General features: G+C 65.6%; 16 protein-coding genes. 10 read left to right on the top strand and 6 right to left on the bottom strand.

Annotation, left to right across the window (positions count from 1 at the left end):
* The first annotated feature begins 31 nt into the window (after positions 1-31).
* Together LK539_RS05220 and LK539_RS05225 are read left to right on the top strand one after the other, a co-directional pair.
* Positions 32-520: a hypothetical protein gene (locus LK539_RS05220; RefSeq protein WP_227799854.1), complete on the top strand. Its 489-nt coding sequence runs from the start codon at positions 32-34 to the stop codon at positions 518-520.
* Between the two features lies 1 nt (position 521).
* Positions 522-1,124, top strand: coding sequence for a hypothetical protein (locus LK539_RS05225; protein WP_227799855.1), 603 nt, complete (start codon positions 522-524; stop codon positions 1,122-1,124).
* A 107-nt stretch (positions 1,125-1,231) separates the two neighbouring features.
* Here LK539_RS05225 and LK539_RS05230 read toward each other — a convergent pair whose 3' ends face one another.
* Positions 1,232-2,194 carry an IS1595 family transposase gene (locus tag LK539_RS05230; protein WP_227799856.1) on the bottom strand — a complete coding sequence of 321 codons (963 nt, stop codon included), beginning with the start codon at positions 2,192-2,194 and terminating at the stop codon, positions 1,232-1,234.
* Between the two features lie 258 nt (positions 2,195-2,452).
* Between LK539_RS05230 and LK539_RS05235 the strand changes: the two genes are divergently transcribed.
* From LK539_RS05235 to LK539_RS05260, 6 genes are all read left to right on the top strand, one after another.
* The gene (locus tag LK539_RS05235) at positions 2,453-4,126 is read left to right on the top strand and encodes a methyl-accepting chemotaxis protein (RefSeq protein WP_227799857.1); all 1,674 of its coding nucleotides are present in this window, start codon (positions 2,453-2,455) and stop codon (positions 4,124-4,126) included.
* Between the two features lie 90 nt (positions 4,127-4,216).
* Complete coding sequence (locus LK539_RS05240; RefSeq protein ID WP_227799858.1) at positions 4,217-4,603, top strand: hypothetical protein; 387 nt, start codon at positions 4,217-4,219, stop codon at positions 4,601-4,603.
* A gap of 19 nt (positions 4,604-4,622) precedes the next feature.
* Positions 4,623-5,387, top strand: coding sequence for an alpha/beta hydrolase (locus tag LK539_RS05245; RefSeq protein ID WP_227799859.1), 765 nt, complete (start codon positions 4,623-4,625; stop codon positions 5,385-5,387).
* Positions 5,388-5,411: 24 nt separating this feature from the next.
* Entirely contained in the window at positions 5,412-5,729 is a 318-nt protein-coding gene (locus LK539_RS05250; protein ID WP_227799860.1) for a Dabb family protein, read from the top strand.
* Complete coding sequence (locus LK539_RS05255; RefSeq protein WP_227799861.1) at positions 5,726-6,250, top strand: hypothetical protein; 525 nt, start codon at positions 5,726-5,728, stop codon at positions 6,248-6,250. Before LK539_RS05250 ends, LK539_RS05255 begins: the two co-directional genes overlap by 4 nt.
* Positions 6,247-6,765 carry a hypothetical protein gene (locus tag LK539_RS05260; protein ID WP_227799862.1) on the top strand — a complete coding sequence of 173 codons (519 nt, stop codon included), beginning with the start codon at positions 6,247-6,249 and terminating at the stop codon, positions 6,763-6,765. Before LK539_RS05255 ends, LK539_RS05260 begins: the two co-directional genes overlap by 4 nt.
* On the opposite strand, the gene LK539_RS05265 is transcribed toward LK539_RS05260, so the two are convergent.
* The 4 genes from LK539_RS05265 to LK539_RS05280 form a co-directional block, all read right to left on the bottom strand.
* Positions 6,728-7,930 (bottom strand): serine hydrolase, encoded by a 1,203-nt coding sequence (locus tag LK539_RS05265; RefSeq protein WP_227799863.1) that lies wholly within the window; start codon positions 7,928-7,930, stop codon positions 6,728-6,730. The genes LK539_RS05260 and LK539_RS05265 overlap by 38 nt on opposite strands.
* An 88-nt stretch (positions 7,931-8,018) precedes the next feature.
* On the bottom strand, positions 8,019-8,225 hold the full coding sequence (locus tag LK539_RS05270) for an addiction module protein (RefSeq protein ID WP_227799864.1): 207 nt from the start codon (positions 8,223-8,225) through the stop codon (positions 8,019-8,021).
* A gap of 42 nt (positions 8,226-8,267) precedes the next feature.
* A complete protein-coding gene (locus tag LK539_RS05275) occupies positions 8,268-11,867 on the bottom strand; it encodes a M1 family aminopeptidase (RefSeq protein WP_227799865.1) in 3,600 nt (1,199 codons plus the stop codon).
* 3 nt (positions 11,868-11,870) lie between these two features.
* Positions 11,871-12,764 carry an ABC transporter ATP-binding protein gene (locus LK539_RS05280; RefSeq protein ID WP_227799866.1) on the bottom strand — a complete coding sequence of 298 codons (894 nt, stop codon included), beginning with the start codon at positions 12,762-12,764 and terminating at the stop codon, positions 11,871-11,873.
* A gap of 204 nt (positions 12,765-12,968) precedes the next feature.
* On the opposite strand from LK539_RS05280, the gene LK539_RS05285 reads away from it, so the two are divergent.
* Together LK539_RS05285 and coq7 are read left to right on the top strand one after the other, a co-directional pair.
* The gene (locus LK539_RS05285) at positions 12,969-13,394 is read left to right on the top strand and encodes a hypothetical protein (protein ID WP_227799867.1); all 426 of its coding nucleotides are present in this window, start codon (positions 12,969-12,971) and stop codon (positions 13,392-13,394) included.
* Positions 13,395-13,453: 59 nt separating this feature from the next.
* The gene (gene coq7, locus LK539_RS05290) at positions 13,454-14,098 is read left to right on the top strand and encodes a 2-polyprenyl-3-methyl-6-methoxy-1,4-benzoquinone monooxygenase (RefSeq protein WP_227799868.1); all 645 of its coding nucleotides are present in this window, start codon (positions 13,454-13,456) and stop codon (positions 14,096-14,098) included.
* 181 nt (positions 14,099-14,279) lie between these two features.
* Here coq7 and LK539_RS05295 read toward each other — a convergent pair whose 3' ends face one another.
* Positions 14,280-14,702 (bottom strand): OsmC family protein, encoded by a 423-nt coding sequence (locus LK539_RS05295; RefSeq protein ID WP_227799869.1) that lies wholly within the window; start codon positions 14,700-14,702, stop codon positions 14,280-14,282.
* Positions 14,703-14,761: the final 59 nt, after the last annotated feature.

Consider the following 14,761-nt stretch of genomic DNA (forward strand, 5'->3'; position numbering starts at 1 on the left):
GGCTAGCAATTGCCTCGAGAGGGATGAAACCATGCTCGAACCTTGGGTGAAACAGGCGTTTGCCTGGGCCGCGCCGGCCGCGCTGCTCGCGTGCGCCGCCCTGGCGGGATATGTCTATCACCTGCAGCGCGCGGACTACGACAGGGTGGAGGAACGCCGGGGCGTGATCGAGCAGATCCGGTTCTCGCAGACCGGCCGGGCCGGCCAGCTTACCCGCATGCCGATACTGGTCGTGACGGTACGGCCGCTCGGGGGCACGCGTATGCAGCCGCAGGAGCTCAGCACGGATGCGCCGTCGGAGGTGCAGGCCGCTTACTTCCAGGGCCACCGGGTCGGAAACGAAGTCGCCGTGTGGGTGGATCGGCGGTCTGGTCGCATCGTCGATGTGCTGCCGCCGGCGCCGCCCGACTTTGCACACATGTTCCTGATTTTGCTGCCCACCCTTGGACTGCTTGTTTTCCTCATCCTGATGGCCGTCATCGGTCATTCCTCACAAGGTCGTTCCAAACAGGAGACGTGACATGAAGCGATTCTTTCCAGCTTCCGTGCTGGTATTACTGCTGGCCCTCTCCCCCTCCGCTGCGGCCCAGAACATCCCGCTCGGCCAGGCCGAACCGCGCCAGATGACCGAGGAAATCCTGCATTCCTATACCGTCTATCCCTACCAGCCAGCCTTCTTGATCGAGACGCGGCCGGCTGCCGGCGTGCGCGACGACGTTCCCGAATCGGTGGTCGCCGGCTGGATCGGCGCGATGCGGGCGGGCCAGGTCGATGCGGTCGCCGGTTTCTGGGACAAGGCGTCGCAGCGCCAGATCGCCGAGCGCGACAAGGCCATGGGCAAGCAGCCGTCCGATTGGGTGCAGCAGTGGAAGCGCCTGTTCGGTAACAGCAAAGTGGTCCTGAACCACAAGATCAAGTATGGCAAGTACTGGATGATCGCCTATACCGCGCTTGATCCCGCCGGCCAGGTCCTGATCCACGAAACCGTCGCCTTGACGAATGCAGAAGGCAAATGGCGCCTGACCCTGGCCCTGGCCGACAACGTCGTGCTGAACAACTGGGAGTCGGGCAAGACGCGCGTCCAGCGCCTCGCCGCGCCCCTGTTCAAGTCGAGCGCCCAATAAGCGCCACAGCGCGTACGGAGCATCTCCGGTACGACGCATGGATGCGCTGCTCTACTTTGCAGCGCTGAGCGGCATCAGACCCGCAGGGGCTGTTTTCTTTGGCGCTGTCATCGTTGGATGTGGAAAATGGCGATTGCCGTCTGCAGCAGGTGCTTGGGGGCGTTAATTCGGTCTTCATCCAGCGCCCAGCGCCAGGCAAGGTAATTCGGCAGATAGCGCGAAGCAACGCCGCGAAAGCGCGAGAGCCAGCCGCGCAGGCGTTGGTGGTAAGCGTTGACGTTTTGCACGTGCACGGCGCCGCGCATGCGCTCACCCGCCCGCAGGTTCACATACGCATGCGCAATCCCAGCCTCGCGCGCGAAGGTTCGGTACGCAACATGCCCGTCGGTCACCAATAGGACGTCAGGGTCGAGCACGGGCAGCAGGTGCCGGTGCAGCTGTCTAGCCGTGACCGCAGCCCGTCCGGTGATACAGGAGCAGGTCTGACCGCTGCGGTCGCGGGCGATCAGAACGCAGTCGTGCTCGTGAGTGATGCCGCGGGTACGGGCATGCCCCCCACGCTTGCGGGCCGGCCGATCCAGGCGGCGCGATCCCTTTTGCGATTCGAGGATGAACATTTCGTCCGCCTCGGCAATGCCCGCCAGGCGCTCGGGCTGGTCGCGCCGTGCCCCGTCAAGAAAACGGTGGCGCCAGCGAAAACTGGTGTTGCGGTGCACCCCAATACGCACGGCTGCCGCGCGCACGCTGCGCGAGTCGAGCATGTCCCTGAGGTAGTCGAGCCATTTGGATCGGTGGCGCAGCCTGGCAAGAGGCGTGCCGCTCAAGGCGCTGAAGGTGCGGCCGCAAGCACGGCAGCGGTAGCGCTGCAGGCCTCGAACGATGCCGTGACGATAATGCCGGGTGCCGCTGCAGCCGGGGCAGCACAGGGGAGCAGGCCGGACCCCATCGATGACTTCGCACACCTGATCCAGGCCAAGCGCCGGGCGCAAGGATTCGATCAGCAGCGATCGTTGCTGGCGGCTGAGCAAACCAGCCTGTCGCAGCAGGCGACGAAAGTCGGCGGCATTCATGGTCCCTCCTGGTCATCGACCCAGCTTGGACATCCATTCGGCTCAGCAGTTCAATTTCCACACTCAGCGATGACAGCGCTTTTTCTTTCCTCGATCTACCCTGCATAAGTCTGTTGCATCCCTTCCCCATAGCACAACAATTTGCTTTTCATTAAGCACCAGCCCGGTAATAATCGACCAGCCTTACTTTCAGTTTCATCATTCGGTCGCCTGCCACGCAGGCATAACACTACAACGATATCGAGACCCGTCTGAACCATGAAGCTCTCCGACCTGAAGATCGCGACCCGCCTGTACCTCGGCTACGGCATCCTGATCGGCATTACCGGCATCGTCACCGCCATCGCCTATGCCGACGTCTCCACCCTCGATTCCGCCAACGACGCCAATGTGCACAGCTACCAGGTGCTGGGCGAGGTCGATGGCGCGATGGAGGCGCTGGTGAACATCGAAACCGGCCAGCGCGGCTTTGCCCTGACCGGGCAGGACGCCTCGCTGCAGCCCTACACGGCGGGCAAGGAAGCATTCCAGCAGCACCTCGAACGGGCGCTCGCGCTCACCCTTGATAACGCGGCGCAGCAGGGCCGCCTGCAGCAGCTGGCGCAGCACCAGCGCGACTGGCTGGCAAAGGCCGTCGATCCGGTGATCGCGCTGCGCCGCGGCGCCGTCGACGGCGACCTGGCGCCGGTCGTCGCAAGCGTCCAGGAAGGCAGGGACAAGGCCGGCATGGATGCCATGCGCGCCGTGGTGGCCCAGGTGCGGGCCGACGAGGAAGCCCTGCTGGCGCAGCGCGCGGAGAACATCGCCAGCGCCCGCTTGGCCATGCGCCGCACCCTCGTCGGCGGCGGCCTGATCGCCGCCATCCTGGCGGTCTTCATGGCTTACCAGCTGGGCCGCAGCATCGGCATCCCGCTGCGCCGCGCCGTGAAGCTGGCCAGGCAGGTGGCCGAAGGCGACCTGAGCGCCGAGGTCAAGGTCCGCACCAATGACGAGGCGGGCGAACTGATGGCGGCGCTGAAGGACATGAACACCTCGCTGGTGACGATCGTGTCGCAGGTGCGCGCCGGCACTGCGACCATCGAGACCGCTGCGCGCGAGATCTCGGCCGGCAACCAGGATTTGTCGAGCCGCACCGAAGAGCAGGCCAGCTCGCTGGAAGAAACCGCCTCGTCGATGGAAGAGCTGACCTCGACCGTCAAGCAGAACGCCGACAATGCGCGCCAGGCGAACCAGCTGGCCGCGAGCGCCGCCGACACCGCGGCGCGCGGCGGCGAAGTGGTGGCCGAGGTGGTCACGACGATGGGCTCGATCAACGAGGCGTCGCGCAAGATTGCCGACATCATCACCGTCATCGACGGCATCGCCTTCCAGACCAATATCCTGGCGCTGAACGCGGCGGTGGAAGCAGCGCGCGCGGGCGAGCAGGGCCGCGGCTTTGCGGTGGTGGCGGGCGAGGTGCGCAACCTGGCGCAGCGCTCGGCCGCGGCGGCCAGGGAGATCAAGGGCTTGATCGGCGACTCGGTGTCGCGGGTGGAGGCGGGCTCGCGCCTGGTGGACCAGGCCGGCCGCACCATGGGCGAAGTGGTGGCGAGCGTGAAGCGCGTGTCCGACATCATCGGCGAGATCGCCGCCGCCAGCGACGAGCAGCGCGAAGGCATCGAGCAGGTCAACGGGGCGATCGTGCAGATGGACCAGGTGACGCAGCAGAACGCGGCCCTGGTCGAGCAGGCTGCGGCTGCCGCCGAGGCGATGCGCGAGCAGGCGGGCGCGCTGGCGCAACTGGTCGGTACCTTCCAGCTGGCGCAGTCGGCCGCACCGGCACAGGCATTGCAGGCGCCGAAGCCGCCCGCGATCCGGCCGGCACTGCCACGTGCAGGCAAGGCGCCGGCAAAGGCCGCGGGCGCCAAAGCGCAGGAGGCCGCCGAGGCGTGACGAGTCCCGGATTTGTCACGTAACTGGCGGGGGCGCGCCCGGTTCTGCGGGTAGAATCGGCCTTCCCCGCACCTAGCCAAGGAGACCGGTATGTTCAGCCTGGACGATTTTGCGCAGCTGCAGTTCCTGCAAGGCCGCTGGAAGGGCGTCGCCCCGGACGGCAAGGAATTCTTCGAAGAATACACGCGGCCGGAGCCCGCCGTGTTCCAGTCGCACCGCTTCCCGGACAGCGCCTTTACCGGGCATACGGACGGCGCCACCATCAGCCTGAAGGATGGCGAGGTGATCTCGCAGTGGGGAGACTTCACCTGGAAGGCGTCCAGCATCGCCGGCGACAGCGCCGCCTTCGAGCCCGTGAACGCGCCCAGCCAATTCACCTGGCGCCGCGTCGACGATGCGACCCTGGAAGCGCGCCAGCGCTGGACGGCCGACGGCAAGGAGCAGGAATTCACGCTCCAGATGACCAAGCTGAACTAGTCGCGGGGCCGGCGAACGCATGCAAAGGACGCTCGCCGTCATCCTGGTGCTGGCCATGGGCGCGTACGCCGCTGCCTGCCTGCTGCTGTTCCTCCTGCAGCGCTCGCTGATCTATTATCCGCCGGCGGCAGCCGCCTATCCGGCGCCGAAGACCTGGGTCCTCGAGCAGCCCGGCGCCACCGTGAAAGTGTCGGAGCGGCCGCTGGCGGGCCCGCGCGCCCTGGTCTACCTGGGCGGCAATGCGGAAGATGTGACCGCCAGCCTGCCGCTCTTGGCGCAGGCCTTTCCCGACCGCGCCATCTACCTGCTGCACTATCGCGGCTACACCGGCAGCACCGGCAAACCGTCTGAGGAAGCGCTGGTGCTTGATGCGCTGGCGCTGTACGACCGCGTGGCGCGCGAGCACCCTGATGTGGCCGTGATCGGCCGCAGCCTCGGCACCGGCGTGGCGGTGCAGCTGGCCAGCCAGCGGCCCGTCAGCCGCCTGGTGCTGGTCACCCCGTTCGACAGCATCGCGGGCCTGGCGCAGCAGCAGTTCCCGTATTTTCCGGTACGCTGGCTGCTGCGCGACCGCTACGACTCCATGCAGTACGCACCGCGCGTGCGCGCGCCGACGCTGCTGCTGGTCGCCGCACAGGACGAGATCATCCCCGCGCACAGTCCCAAGGCGCTGCTGTCCTATTTTCCGAAAGGCGTGGCGCGCCTGCACGTGATCGAGGGTGTGGGGCACAATACGATCTCGAACAGTCCCGATTACATTCCTTCGCTCCAGGGAGCGAAGTAAGACCACCCAACAACAAGGAAGCTTATGCCAGCCAACCCATCCCTTCGCCATGTCGTGCTGTTCGCGTTCAAGGCCGACGCCGGCCAGGACGCGATCGATGCCGTCGTCTCGGACTTCGCCAAGCTGCCCGACGCGATCCCGGGCATCCAGGCCTACGAGTGGGGCACCAACGTCAGTCCGGAAGGCCTGAACAACGGTTTCACTCACTGCTTCACGCTGACTTTCGGCAGCGACGCCGACCGCGACGCCTATCTCGTGCATCCGGCGCACGAACGCTTCGTGGGCACGCTGGGCGGCGCGCTGGAGCGCTCGCTGGTGGTCGATTACTGGACGCAGGGATGAAGTCCCTGCTGCTGGCGCTAGCCGCGGCATGCCCCTTATTGGCATTGGCGGACGATGTCCTGCCGGGGCACCTGGTCGGTGTCTGGGGTACAGCGGAATCGCTGTATGCAGGTACCACCGCGCAGAGCGAACTGCATCTGCTGGCGAACGGCACGGGCATCATGGCGGGTTCCTCGCCTCCGGCAATTTCTATCGCCGATCCGGGCAAGATCAACCCCAACATGCGCGCCGTGGTGGGATTTCCGGTTCGCGCCACATCTGACGGCGATCGCCTGTCCCTGCAGCCGGCCATGCCGCCAGAACGCAATAGCCCGACACCGGAAGAGGCGCGTTTCGTCTGCCGTTACGATGGCGGCGGCCCAACCCTGACCTGTAGCGTCAAGGGGCGTCCCGAGATCGTCATGAAGCGGCGCAGCGACAGCGTGGAGGAAAAGACCGCGGAGATGATCCGTGACGCCCTGATCCAGGTGTCGGCCTATGCCGGCAAGGCCAGCGTACTGCGTCCGCAGCCTGCCAGATGAAACGCGCGCTGATCGTGGCGCTTGCGCTGGCATCGATGGTGTCCGCCGATGCTGCCGAGCAGATGCCAACTCATATAGCAGGCGTCTGGAGCACCGCCGAATCGCTGTACGCCGGCACCACCGGACAGACCGAACTCTACCTGCTCCGGGATGGCACCGGCGCGATAGGGGTTTCGTCACCTGCCAAGGCGGCCACGGATGGTCCCGACAAAGGCAAGCTCAAGCCGCACGTGCGGGTGATCGGGGGTTTTGCGTTTCGCGCACGTATGGAGGGAGAAGTCCTGGTCCTGCAACCCATCGTCGATCCGGGCGAGGGGGGAGGCCGGGCTTCGCCACTCCGGCTTACTTACTGGCAGACCGCCGATGGCCCGATCCTGAGCTCGCCCGGCAATGCGATCCCGGGCGAGGCCATGAAGCGCCGCAGCGACACCGTTCCGGAGCAGATCGCCCAGATGATCGCAGGCTATCTTGCCAAGCTTAGCGCACCGCGCCCAGCTCCTTCCATACGCCCCTGAACTGCTGGACGACCCTCGGATCGTCCTCTTCGCCGTCGCTGCTGAATTCCGTATTGGTCATCAGGATGCGCCCGGTGCCGCTGGCCGGGTCGATGAACATGAAGGCGGTGACGCCGGGGTCGCTCCCCGTGTGGCCGACCTGTCCGTTGCGCCGGATGCGCCAGAACACGCCGCTGTTCGGCTCACCCGCCGGGCTGCCCTCGGGCAGGGCGTCGGGCGCGAACTGGGGATCGAACAGCAGCGTGAAGCCTGCCTTGCTCAGCACGTTCTCTCCCCCCTTGTAACCCTGCACCATCGCCGTCAGGAAGCGCGCCAGGTCGGCAGCGGACGTGGTCAGGCCGCCGTCCGGGTAGGTGATCAAGGCATAGCGCGGATAGGCCTGCTGGCGGCGGTTGTAGACCTGCGCCTGGCGCTTCGCCAGCGCGGGATCGGGGCGCCAGGAGGTGGCGCGCATCTGCAGCGGCTCGAAGATGTGGCGCCGGGTGAAGGCGTCGAAGCTCTGGCCGCTTTTGACTTCGACCAGGTAGGCCGCGAGCGCCGCACCGATGTTCGAGTAGTGATAGGCGCTGCCCGGTGCGGCCTTGTCGAAGTTGGTCTTGCGGTAGTGGCGCCCGCCCGCGGCCAGGTAGGCCTTGAGGAAGCCGCCCAGGCTCAGGTCCTCGCGGCCGGGCAGGGTGAAATCGCGCTTGAACTGCCGGTACAGTGGACTGTTCTTGTCCGCATGGGGCAGCAGGTAGTAGGAGTGGCCGTAGATCTCGTCGTCATCGACGATGCCGGAGGTATGCGTCACCAGGTGGCGCACCGTGATGGGCGCGCCGGTGTGCGGATGCTGCACCTTGAAGGGCAGGATGCGGTTGATCTCGGTGTCCAGCCCGAAGTAGCCGAGTTCGATCGCCTTGACCACCGCCACGCCGACCAGGGTCTTGCTGACCGAGCCGACGTTCTGCAGCGTCTCGTGGGTGTACGGGCGTTTGGCCTGCAGGTCGGCCAGGCCGAAGCCATGCTGGTAGAGCACGCCCTTGTTCGAGACCACGGCCACGGCGAATCCCGGTAGCGAGGACTGCTGCTGCAGGGCCGACAGCCTGGCGTCAACAGCAGGGCCTTCCGCGGCCGCATGGCCCGGCATGCAGGCGAACAGGAGAAACAGGGCGAACAGGCGTTTCATCGGGCGGTCCTGGCAATCAAGGGTCTGAAATGCAAAACCGCGGCCAGGCCGCGGTTTCATCGTGAGCGCTCGAGGCACTATCGGGTGCTTACTCCTGCCATTCCTGCAGGGCGCGGATGGCGGCTTCGCCATTGCGGATCGCCTTCACGCGGCGCACCACTTCGTTGCGCCAGGCTTCGTCCGCGTCCTCGTCGGGACCGTCGATGTCCTGGATCAGCATGCGGATCAAGGTATGCTTTTCTTCTGCGTTCAGCAGCTGGATCTTTTCGGCGATCTCGGCAACCAGGTTCGACATGATATTCCTCGACGTAATATTTCAGAAATATTAGCGTTAATTTTAGGGGTTGTCGACAGGAAGCATATTGTCCGTTGGTTTTCTGTCAATTAACTTATTGTCAGGATCGATGCCCGCCCGCGCCGGTCGCGCGTCCACCACCAGGGTGACGGTCTGGGCGGCCCGGTCGACCAGGCGCCGCTCGCGCGCCAGGGGCTTGCCGTTGCGGTCGTCGACGCCGAATTCGATGTAGTCCGAAAGCAGCACCGGCTTCTCGTTGCCCAGTTCGTCCGCGCGCACCTTGCCGGCATGGGCCTTGATCGTGACTTCGAACTTGCCGTCCTTGCGCTGGCGCACGGTGGCGCTGTCGGCGCGGTTCTCGTACAGGACGATGTGCTCGAACAGGTCGTCGATCAGGTAAGCCTTGTCCGGCGGGGTCACCTTGCGCAGGGCGTCGACCAGCACTGTCACGGTCGGGTAGGGCGCAGCCTTGAATGCATGCTCTTGCAGGAGGCCGCGCAGCACGCCGTTGACGACTTCCTCGCCGAGCAGGTCCTGCAGCAGGTACAGCGCCAGACTGCCCTTGCGGTAGTGGACGTAGTCCTGGTTCTCGTTCTGCGCCAGCGGCAGCTCCTTGCGGCGCTCGGTGGCGCGGCCCATCAGGTAGGCGTCCAGGTTGTAGCGCAGGAAGCGGCGCATCTTCTGGCCGCCGGTCGCGCGCTTCATGACCATCAGCGCGGTGTATTCGGACAGGCTTTCCGACAGCGCGGTAGCGCCGCGCGTATTCGCACCCACCAGCTGGTGGCCCCACCACTGGTGCGCGGTCTCGTGGGCGCTCACGTAGAACGGATAATCGATGTCCTTGGGCGAATCGTTGTCGATGCGGGCGATGAAGCCCATGCTTTCCGAGAACGGGATGGTGCCGGGGAAGGCCTGGGCGTAATTGCCGTAACGCGGGAACTCGACGATGCGCAGTTCGCGGAAGGGATAGGGGCCGAAGCGGCGCGAGGCGTAGTCGAGGCCGGCCTGGGCGCCGCGGATCATGCGTTCGACATTGACTTCGTGTCCCGGGTGGTAGAACACGTCGATGGTCACGTCCTGCCAGCGGTCGTGCCGCACTTCGTAGCGCGCCGACTGGATCGCATAGAAGTTCAGGATCGGCTTGTCCATCCGGTAGTGGAACCAGCGGCGGCCCTTGTCGATCCACTCCTTCTCCAGCGTCCCCGGAGCGATCGCGATCTGGTCCGGGCTGGTCGAGACGACCGCATCGAAGCCGATCCAGTCGGCGTCCACGCCCAGGCCGTTGTTGGCGCGTGCGGCCTGGTCGTCGCGCGCGGCCATCGGATCCTTCGGCGGCAGGCCGCGGCGCTTGCGGTCGCGGTCGTCCGTCAGCTCCACGGCGGGCTGGTAGCCGATGCGCGGCATCAGCTCATTGGTGAAGAAGCTGCCGTTGCCCACCACCGGGGTGTCGCGCCCCAGTCCCAGCAGGCCGCCGGGTACGTAGCTGACGCGGAATTCGAGGGCGATGCGTGCCCCCGGGGCCAGCGGTTCGGCCAGGCGGAAGTGGTAGAAGCCACGCTCCGGATCGGCCTGCACGGGACGCGCCGGCTGCGACAGGTTGAATTCCAGGTTGGCGCGGCGATCCTGGTACAGGATCACGTCCTGCAGCGGCTTGCCGGTCCGGTTCTCGAGCTGGTAGGTCCCTTTCACGCGCAGGCTGCGCTGCTCGGGATGGATGTCCACCGCCAGTTTCACATCCGTGATGCGCGGCTGCGGCAGGCTGGCGTAGCGGCGGTAGCGCAGTTCGTATTCGGCGCGCTGGCGTTCCTGCTGGGCGCTGGTCTGGAAGCGGCCGGCGTGCAGTTCATAGGCCAGCAGCGCGCCGGTGCCCGCGAAGATCAGGAAGCCGATCCCGAAGCCGGCCAGCACCGGCCGGGTCAGGTTGCGGCGGCCCAGGCGCAGGCGCTCGCGCCAGCCGCTGTCCACCCCGCGCGCCCACAGCACGCGCGCCGCCACCAGCAGCATCAGGGCCAGGCCGCTCCAGTACAGCTGGAACAGGTGCTCGCGCAGGAGGTAGTGGCCGAAGCCGTTCATCGCCGAATAGGTGAAGGATGGGGAGCCGGCGTACACCAGCATCGGGTGGTCGTAGCCAATGCTCGCGGCGGTTGTGAAGACCAGGTACAGGGCGATCAGGATGAAGTAGGCCAGGTAGCGGTTGTTGACGATGACCTGCACCGCCACGGCCAGCGCCGCCAGCAGGACGTACTGCGGCAGCAGCACCGTGAACAGGAAGCGCAGGTAGAGGCCCGGCTCGAGACCGAACCAGCCCTTGAACAGCTGGATCAGCATGCCGACCACCATCGCCATCAGCAGCAGCAGGGCCTGCAGGCCGACCAGCGCCAGGGTCTTGCCGGCCAGCGGCAGCCAGGTCGGCGCCGGCATGGCATCGAGCATCTGCGACATGCGCGCCTCGCGTTCGCGCCACACCATCTCGCCGGCGAACAGGGTGGTCACCACCAGCATGTAGAGCGCGAACACGTCGCGGATCAGTTCCAGCACCATGTAGGTGACCGGATAGGTATTGGTGCCGTAGATCGAGCCCAGGTCGAGCGAGCTGGCCGCCAGGATCAGGGCGCCGGCGATCGCCAGCGCCAGGAAGTAGACGTTCCGGCACGATTCGCGCAGGTTGTACAGGACCGACTTCCCGAGCAGCACGGCCAGGCTGCGGCGCTCGAAGTCGGGACGCTCGCGTGTGTCGACGGCGGAGTGAGAGAGGCTGCCGGGAGCGAGGCCGGCGAGCGTGTCGGCCAGCTGCTGGCCCTGGCCCTTCTTGTGGCGCGGGTCCAGGTTGCCGGTGGTGTGGAAGCGCCAGTAGCCGAGCAGCAGGACCACCAGGCCGAAGGCCAGCCAGATCAGGCGGTTGACCAGGTAGACGCCTTCCAGCATCACGGGGCGCGCGTTGCGCTCGGCGATCGGCCAGTATTCGGTGAGGCGGATCAGGGCCGTGGTGCCGAAGGGGTCGATCAGGGCGGCCAGGGTCTTGTAGTCGAGGTCGCGCGCCAGCGATGGCGCCACGATGTAGCCGATCATCATGACGATGCTGGCCACGTAGACCGGCAGCATGCGGCGCGACAGCGCGGCCAGCACGAAGAACAGGGAGCCGAAGATGAAGGTATTCGGCAGCAGCGTGAGCAGCCAGGGCAGCAGGTAGCTGGAGACGTGGTGGGGTCCGACGCGGTCGGGCTCGATGCCGGGAATGAAGCTGCCCAGCCAGGCGCCCAGCACGATGCTCGACAGGATCACCGCCAGCGTGACGAAGGCGCCGAGGAAGCGTCCCAGCACGTAGTCGGCCTTGCGGATCGGCGCGCTGAAGAAGAAGTGCTGCATCTCGTATTCGAAGTCCTGCTGCACCGAGCGCCCCATCACGGCCGCCACCACGATCACCCCGAAGCAGCCGAGGAAGGACGCGGTCAGCGCGACCTGGCGCGGCGCATTGATCAGGACCCGGCCGCCGAAGGTGACCAGGGCGTCCTTGAAGGCGCCGCCGGCGGCCGCCATCCACAGCATCGCCAGCGCCAGGAACATGCCGAAGTAGATCCAGGTCGACAGCAGCTTGAGGCGCTGCCGCGCCTCGAAGCGGGCGATGGCGAAGAGCTGCCCCATCGCTCAGCAGTTCCCTGCTGCGGCATTGTGCTTGCCGGCGATGGTGGCGAAGTAGACGTCTTCCAGGCTGGCGCGGGCCGGCTCGAAGCCGTCGCCCGGATCGGTCTCGGAATACACGTGGATCAGGGTGCGGCCGGTGAGCAGGCGGGTGGAGATGACCTGGTGGCGCTTCTGGAACACCGGCAGCTCCTGCTTCGTGACGAAGCGTGCCCAGATGAAGTCTTCGATCTCGTAGGTGAGGTCCTGCGGGTCGCCGCACAGCAGCACGTGGCCCTTGTTGATGATCGCCATGTTCGAGCACAGATCGGCCACGTCGGACACGATGTGGGTCGACAGGATGACGGTCTTGTCCTCGCCGATCTCGGACAGCAGGTTGTGGAAGCGCACCCGTTCCTGCGGGTCCAGGCCGGCCGTCGGTTCGTCGACGATGATCAGGCGCGGGTCGCCCAGCAGGGCCTGGGCGATGCCGAAGCGCTGGCGCATGCCTCCCGAGAAGGTACCGAGGCGCTGGTTGCGCACTTCCCATAAATTGGTTTGCTGGAGCAGGCCGTCCACCACTTCCCTTCTGCGGTGCTTGTGCGACAGGCCCTTGAGCTGGGCGAAATGGTCGAGCAGTTCGTAAGCGGTTACTTTCGGGTAGACGCCGAAATCCTGCGGCAGGTAGCCGAGCATGCGGCGCACTTCGTCCTTCTCGTCCAGGACGTCGATGTCGTCCAGGAAGACCGAGCCCGAATCGCACTCCTGCAGGGTGGCCAGGATCCGCATGAGCGTCGATTTGCCGGCGCCGTTCGGACCGAGCAGGCCGAACATCCCGGCCGGGATGGTCAGCGTGACGCGGTCGAGCGCGACCACGCCATTGGCGTAGGTCTTCGACAAATTGCGGATCTTCAATTCCATGCCATGCCCCCAAGCGTGCATATAAACCTTTTCTACACTTGCATTGTATTAAATTGTTTTGATGTTTGTGGTATCTCTGCGACGCACGGACGCATTAGTGGCCCAGACTGCATAATCCGGGGATAGGCCGATGACGCCATGCACGAAGTGTTTCTTTTTATAAACATTGCTCGCGCTAGCCGTATAAACGTGGATAATGGCAGGATGAACAAGGCCATCCAGGACAAGCTGCTGGCGCTGATGCGCGAAGGACGCGACCGTGCCGAATCCACCGACTGGTTTCGGGTCGCGCTCGGGCTGTTCTACCTGGCGGCGTTGATGACGGAAGAGGCGATCGACTTCAAGAAGGTCGACCGCGAATTCAACCGCTTCATCTACCACACCCTGGGCAAGGGCCACACCATCACCAGCGTGCTGCAGTTCATGAGCGGCGAGAAGGTCATGCCGACCGTCGAGTCGGCGCGTTTCATGGAGGCGTTCGCGCGCCACTGCCCGGAAGTCCCGGCGCCGTCGATTCCCTTCCTGCTCGAGCTGAACCTGGGCGTGGCGAAGAACATCTCGGGGCTGGAGCCGGCCGGACCGCTGGCCGACTGGATCGCACGCCGCAAGGCCGAGCTTCCCGGCAGCTAGCGCCGGCCCATCCCGGCAAGGCCTATAATGATGTTTTCGCATATCGCATCGACAACATCATGAGTGCATACCGTTCCAGTACCCCCCTCGACAGCCTGATCACCGGTTTCGACAAGGCCCTGCGCGTGGTCGGCGGCGTCGCCGCGGCCTCGCGTCCGAACCCGGGCACCCAGCACACCGACTGCGAGCTGAGCGACGACGACCGCCGCCACAGCGCCGGCCTGATGCGCGTGAACCATGTCGGCGAAGTGTGCGCGCAGGCGCTGTACGATGCGCAGGCGCGCTTCGGCAAGAGCCCGGCGATTCGCTCCCAGTTCGCCAAGTCGGCGCGCGAGGAAGAAGACCACCTGGCCTGGACGGCCGAGCGCCTGTCCGAACTGGGTTCGCAGCCCAGTCTGCTCAATCCGCTGTGGTATGCCGGTTCCTACGTGCTGGGCAGCATCGCCGCCAAGCTGGGCGACCCGCAGAGCCTGGGCTTCGTGGTCGAGACCGAGCGCCAGGTCGAGGCGCACCTGAACCGCCACCTGGAAGACCTGCCGCCACAGGATGTGCGCTCGCGCGCGATCGTGGAGCAGATGCGGGTCGATGAAATCGCCCACGGCGCGTCGGCGCAGGCGCTGGGCGCGGCGGAGACGCCGGTGCCGGTGAAGTTCCTGATGCAGGCGATGTCGAAGGTGATGACGACGACGGCGTATCGCATTTGATAGCTGGCCGACCACTAAGGTATTTCTATTCACGCAGCCCGTAAACGTCGTTCCGGCGAAGGCCGGAACCCAATTTTGCATGCGTTACGACTGCTCATGCAAATTGGATTCCGGCCTTCGCCGGAATGACGTTTTGAAGCTAATGGTCAGGTGAAGCGTCAGCGATCAGCTGGCGACACAGTTACACCTCGACGATTTCGACCGTATGCGTGATCTCCGCCGTCTTGGCCAGCATGATCGACGCCGAGCAGTACTTGTCGTGCGACAGGCTGACTGCGCGTTCCACCGCCGCCGGCTTCAGGTTGCGGCCCGTGACCGTGAAGTGGAAGTTAATCTTGGTGAACACCTTGGGATCGGTCTCCGCGCGTTCGGCCTGCAGCGTCACGTCGCAGCCGCGCACGTCCTCGCGGCCGCGTTTCAGGATCAGGACCACGTCGTAGGCGGTGCAGCCGCCGGTGCCGACCAGGACCATCTCCATCGGGCGTGGCGCCAGGTTGTGGCCGCCGCCCTCCGGCGCGCCGTCCATCGCCACCATGTGGCCGCTGCCGGTCTCGGCGCGGAAACTCATGCCCGAGGGGCCGTTCCAGCTGACTTTCACTTCCATTCGATTTCTCCGCTGAGGATGCTGTAGCCGGAGCATTGTAAAACAGAAGGGGACAACCA

It is taken from the genome of Massilia sp. IC2-476, from assembly GCF_020707295.1.
Taxonomy (GTDB): Bacteria; Pseudomonadota; Gammaproteobacteria; order Burkholderiales; family Burkholderiaceae_D; genus Telluria.

Coding starts and splice junctions, on each gene's coding strand:
- LK539_RS05270 (WP_227799864.1), bottom strand. CDS start 8,225: ATGTCGAACCTGGTTGCCGAGATCGCCGAAAAGATCCAGCTGCTGAAC.
- LK539_RS05240 (WP_227799858.1), top strand. CDS start 4,217: ATGTTCAGCCTGGACGATTTTGCGCAGCTGCAGTTCCTGCAAGGCCGC.
- LK539_RS05245 (WP_227799859.1), top strand. CDS start 4,623: ATGCAAAGGACGCTCGCCGTCATCCTGGTGCTGGCCATGGGCGCGTAC.
- LK539_RS05230 (WP_227799856.1), bottom strand. CDS start 2,194: ATGAATGCCGCCGACTTTCGTCGCCTGCTGCGACAGGCTGGTTTGCTC.
- LK539_RS05260 (WP_227799862.1), top strand. CDS start 6,247: ATGAAACGCGCGCTGATCGTGGCGCTTGCGCTGGCATCGATGGTGTCC.
- LK539_RS05235 (WP_227799857.1), top strand. CDS start 2,453: ATGAAGCTCTCCGACCTGAAGATCGCGACCCGCCTGTACCTCGGCTAC.
- LK539_RS05295 (WP_227799869.1), bottom strand. CDS start 14,702: ATGGAAGTGAAAGTCAGCTGGAACGGCCCCTCGGGCATGAGTTTCCGC.
- LK539_RS05250 (WP_227799860.1), top strand. CDS start 5,412: ATGCCAGCCAACCCATCCCTTCGCCATGTCGTGCTGTTCGCGTTCAAG.
- LK539_RS05285 (WP_227799867.1), top strand. CDS start 12,969: ATGAACAAGGCCATCCAGGACAAGCTGCTGGCGCTGATGCGCGAAGGA.
- LK539_RS05255 (WP_227799861.1), top strand. CDS start 5,726: ATGAAGTCCCTGCTGCTGGCGCTAGCCGCGGCATGCCCCTTATTGGCA.
- coq7 (WP_227799868.1), top strand. CDS start 13,454: ATGAGTGCATACCGTTCCAGTACCCCCCTCGACAGCCTGATCACCGGT.
- LK539_RS05280 (WP_227799866.1), bottom strand. CDS start 12,764: ATGGAATTGAAGATCCGCAATTTGTCGAAGACCTACGCCAATGGCGTG.
- LK539_RS05275 (WP_227799865.1), bottom strand. CDS start 11,867: ATGGGGCAGCTCTTCGCCATCGCCCGCTTCGAGGCGCGGCAGCGCCTC.
- LK539_RS05220 (WP_227799854.1), top strand. CDS start 32: ATGCTCGAACCTTGGGTGAAACAGGCGTTTGCCTGGGCCGCGCCGGCC.
- LK539_RS05265 (WP_227799863.1), bottom strand. CDS start 7,930: ATGAAACGCCTGTTCGCCCTGTTTCTCCTGTTCGCCTGCATGCCGGGC.
- LK539_RS05225 (WP_227799855.1), top strand. CDS start 522: ATGAAGCGATTCTTTCCAGCTTCCGTGCTGGTATTACTGCTGGCCCTC.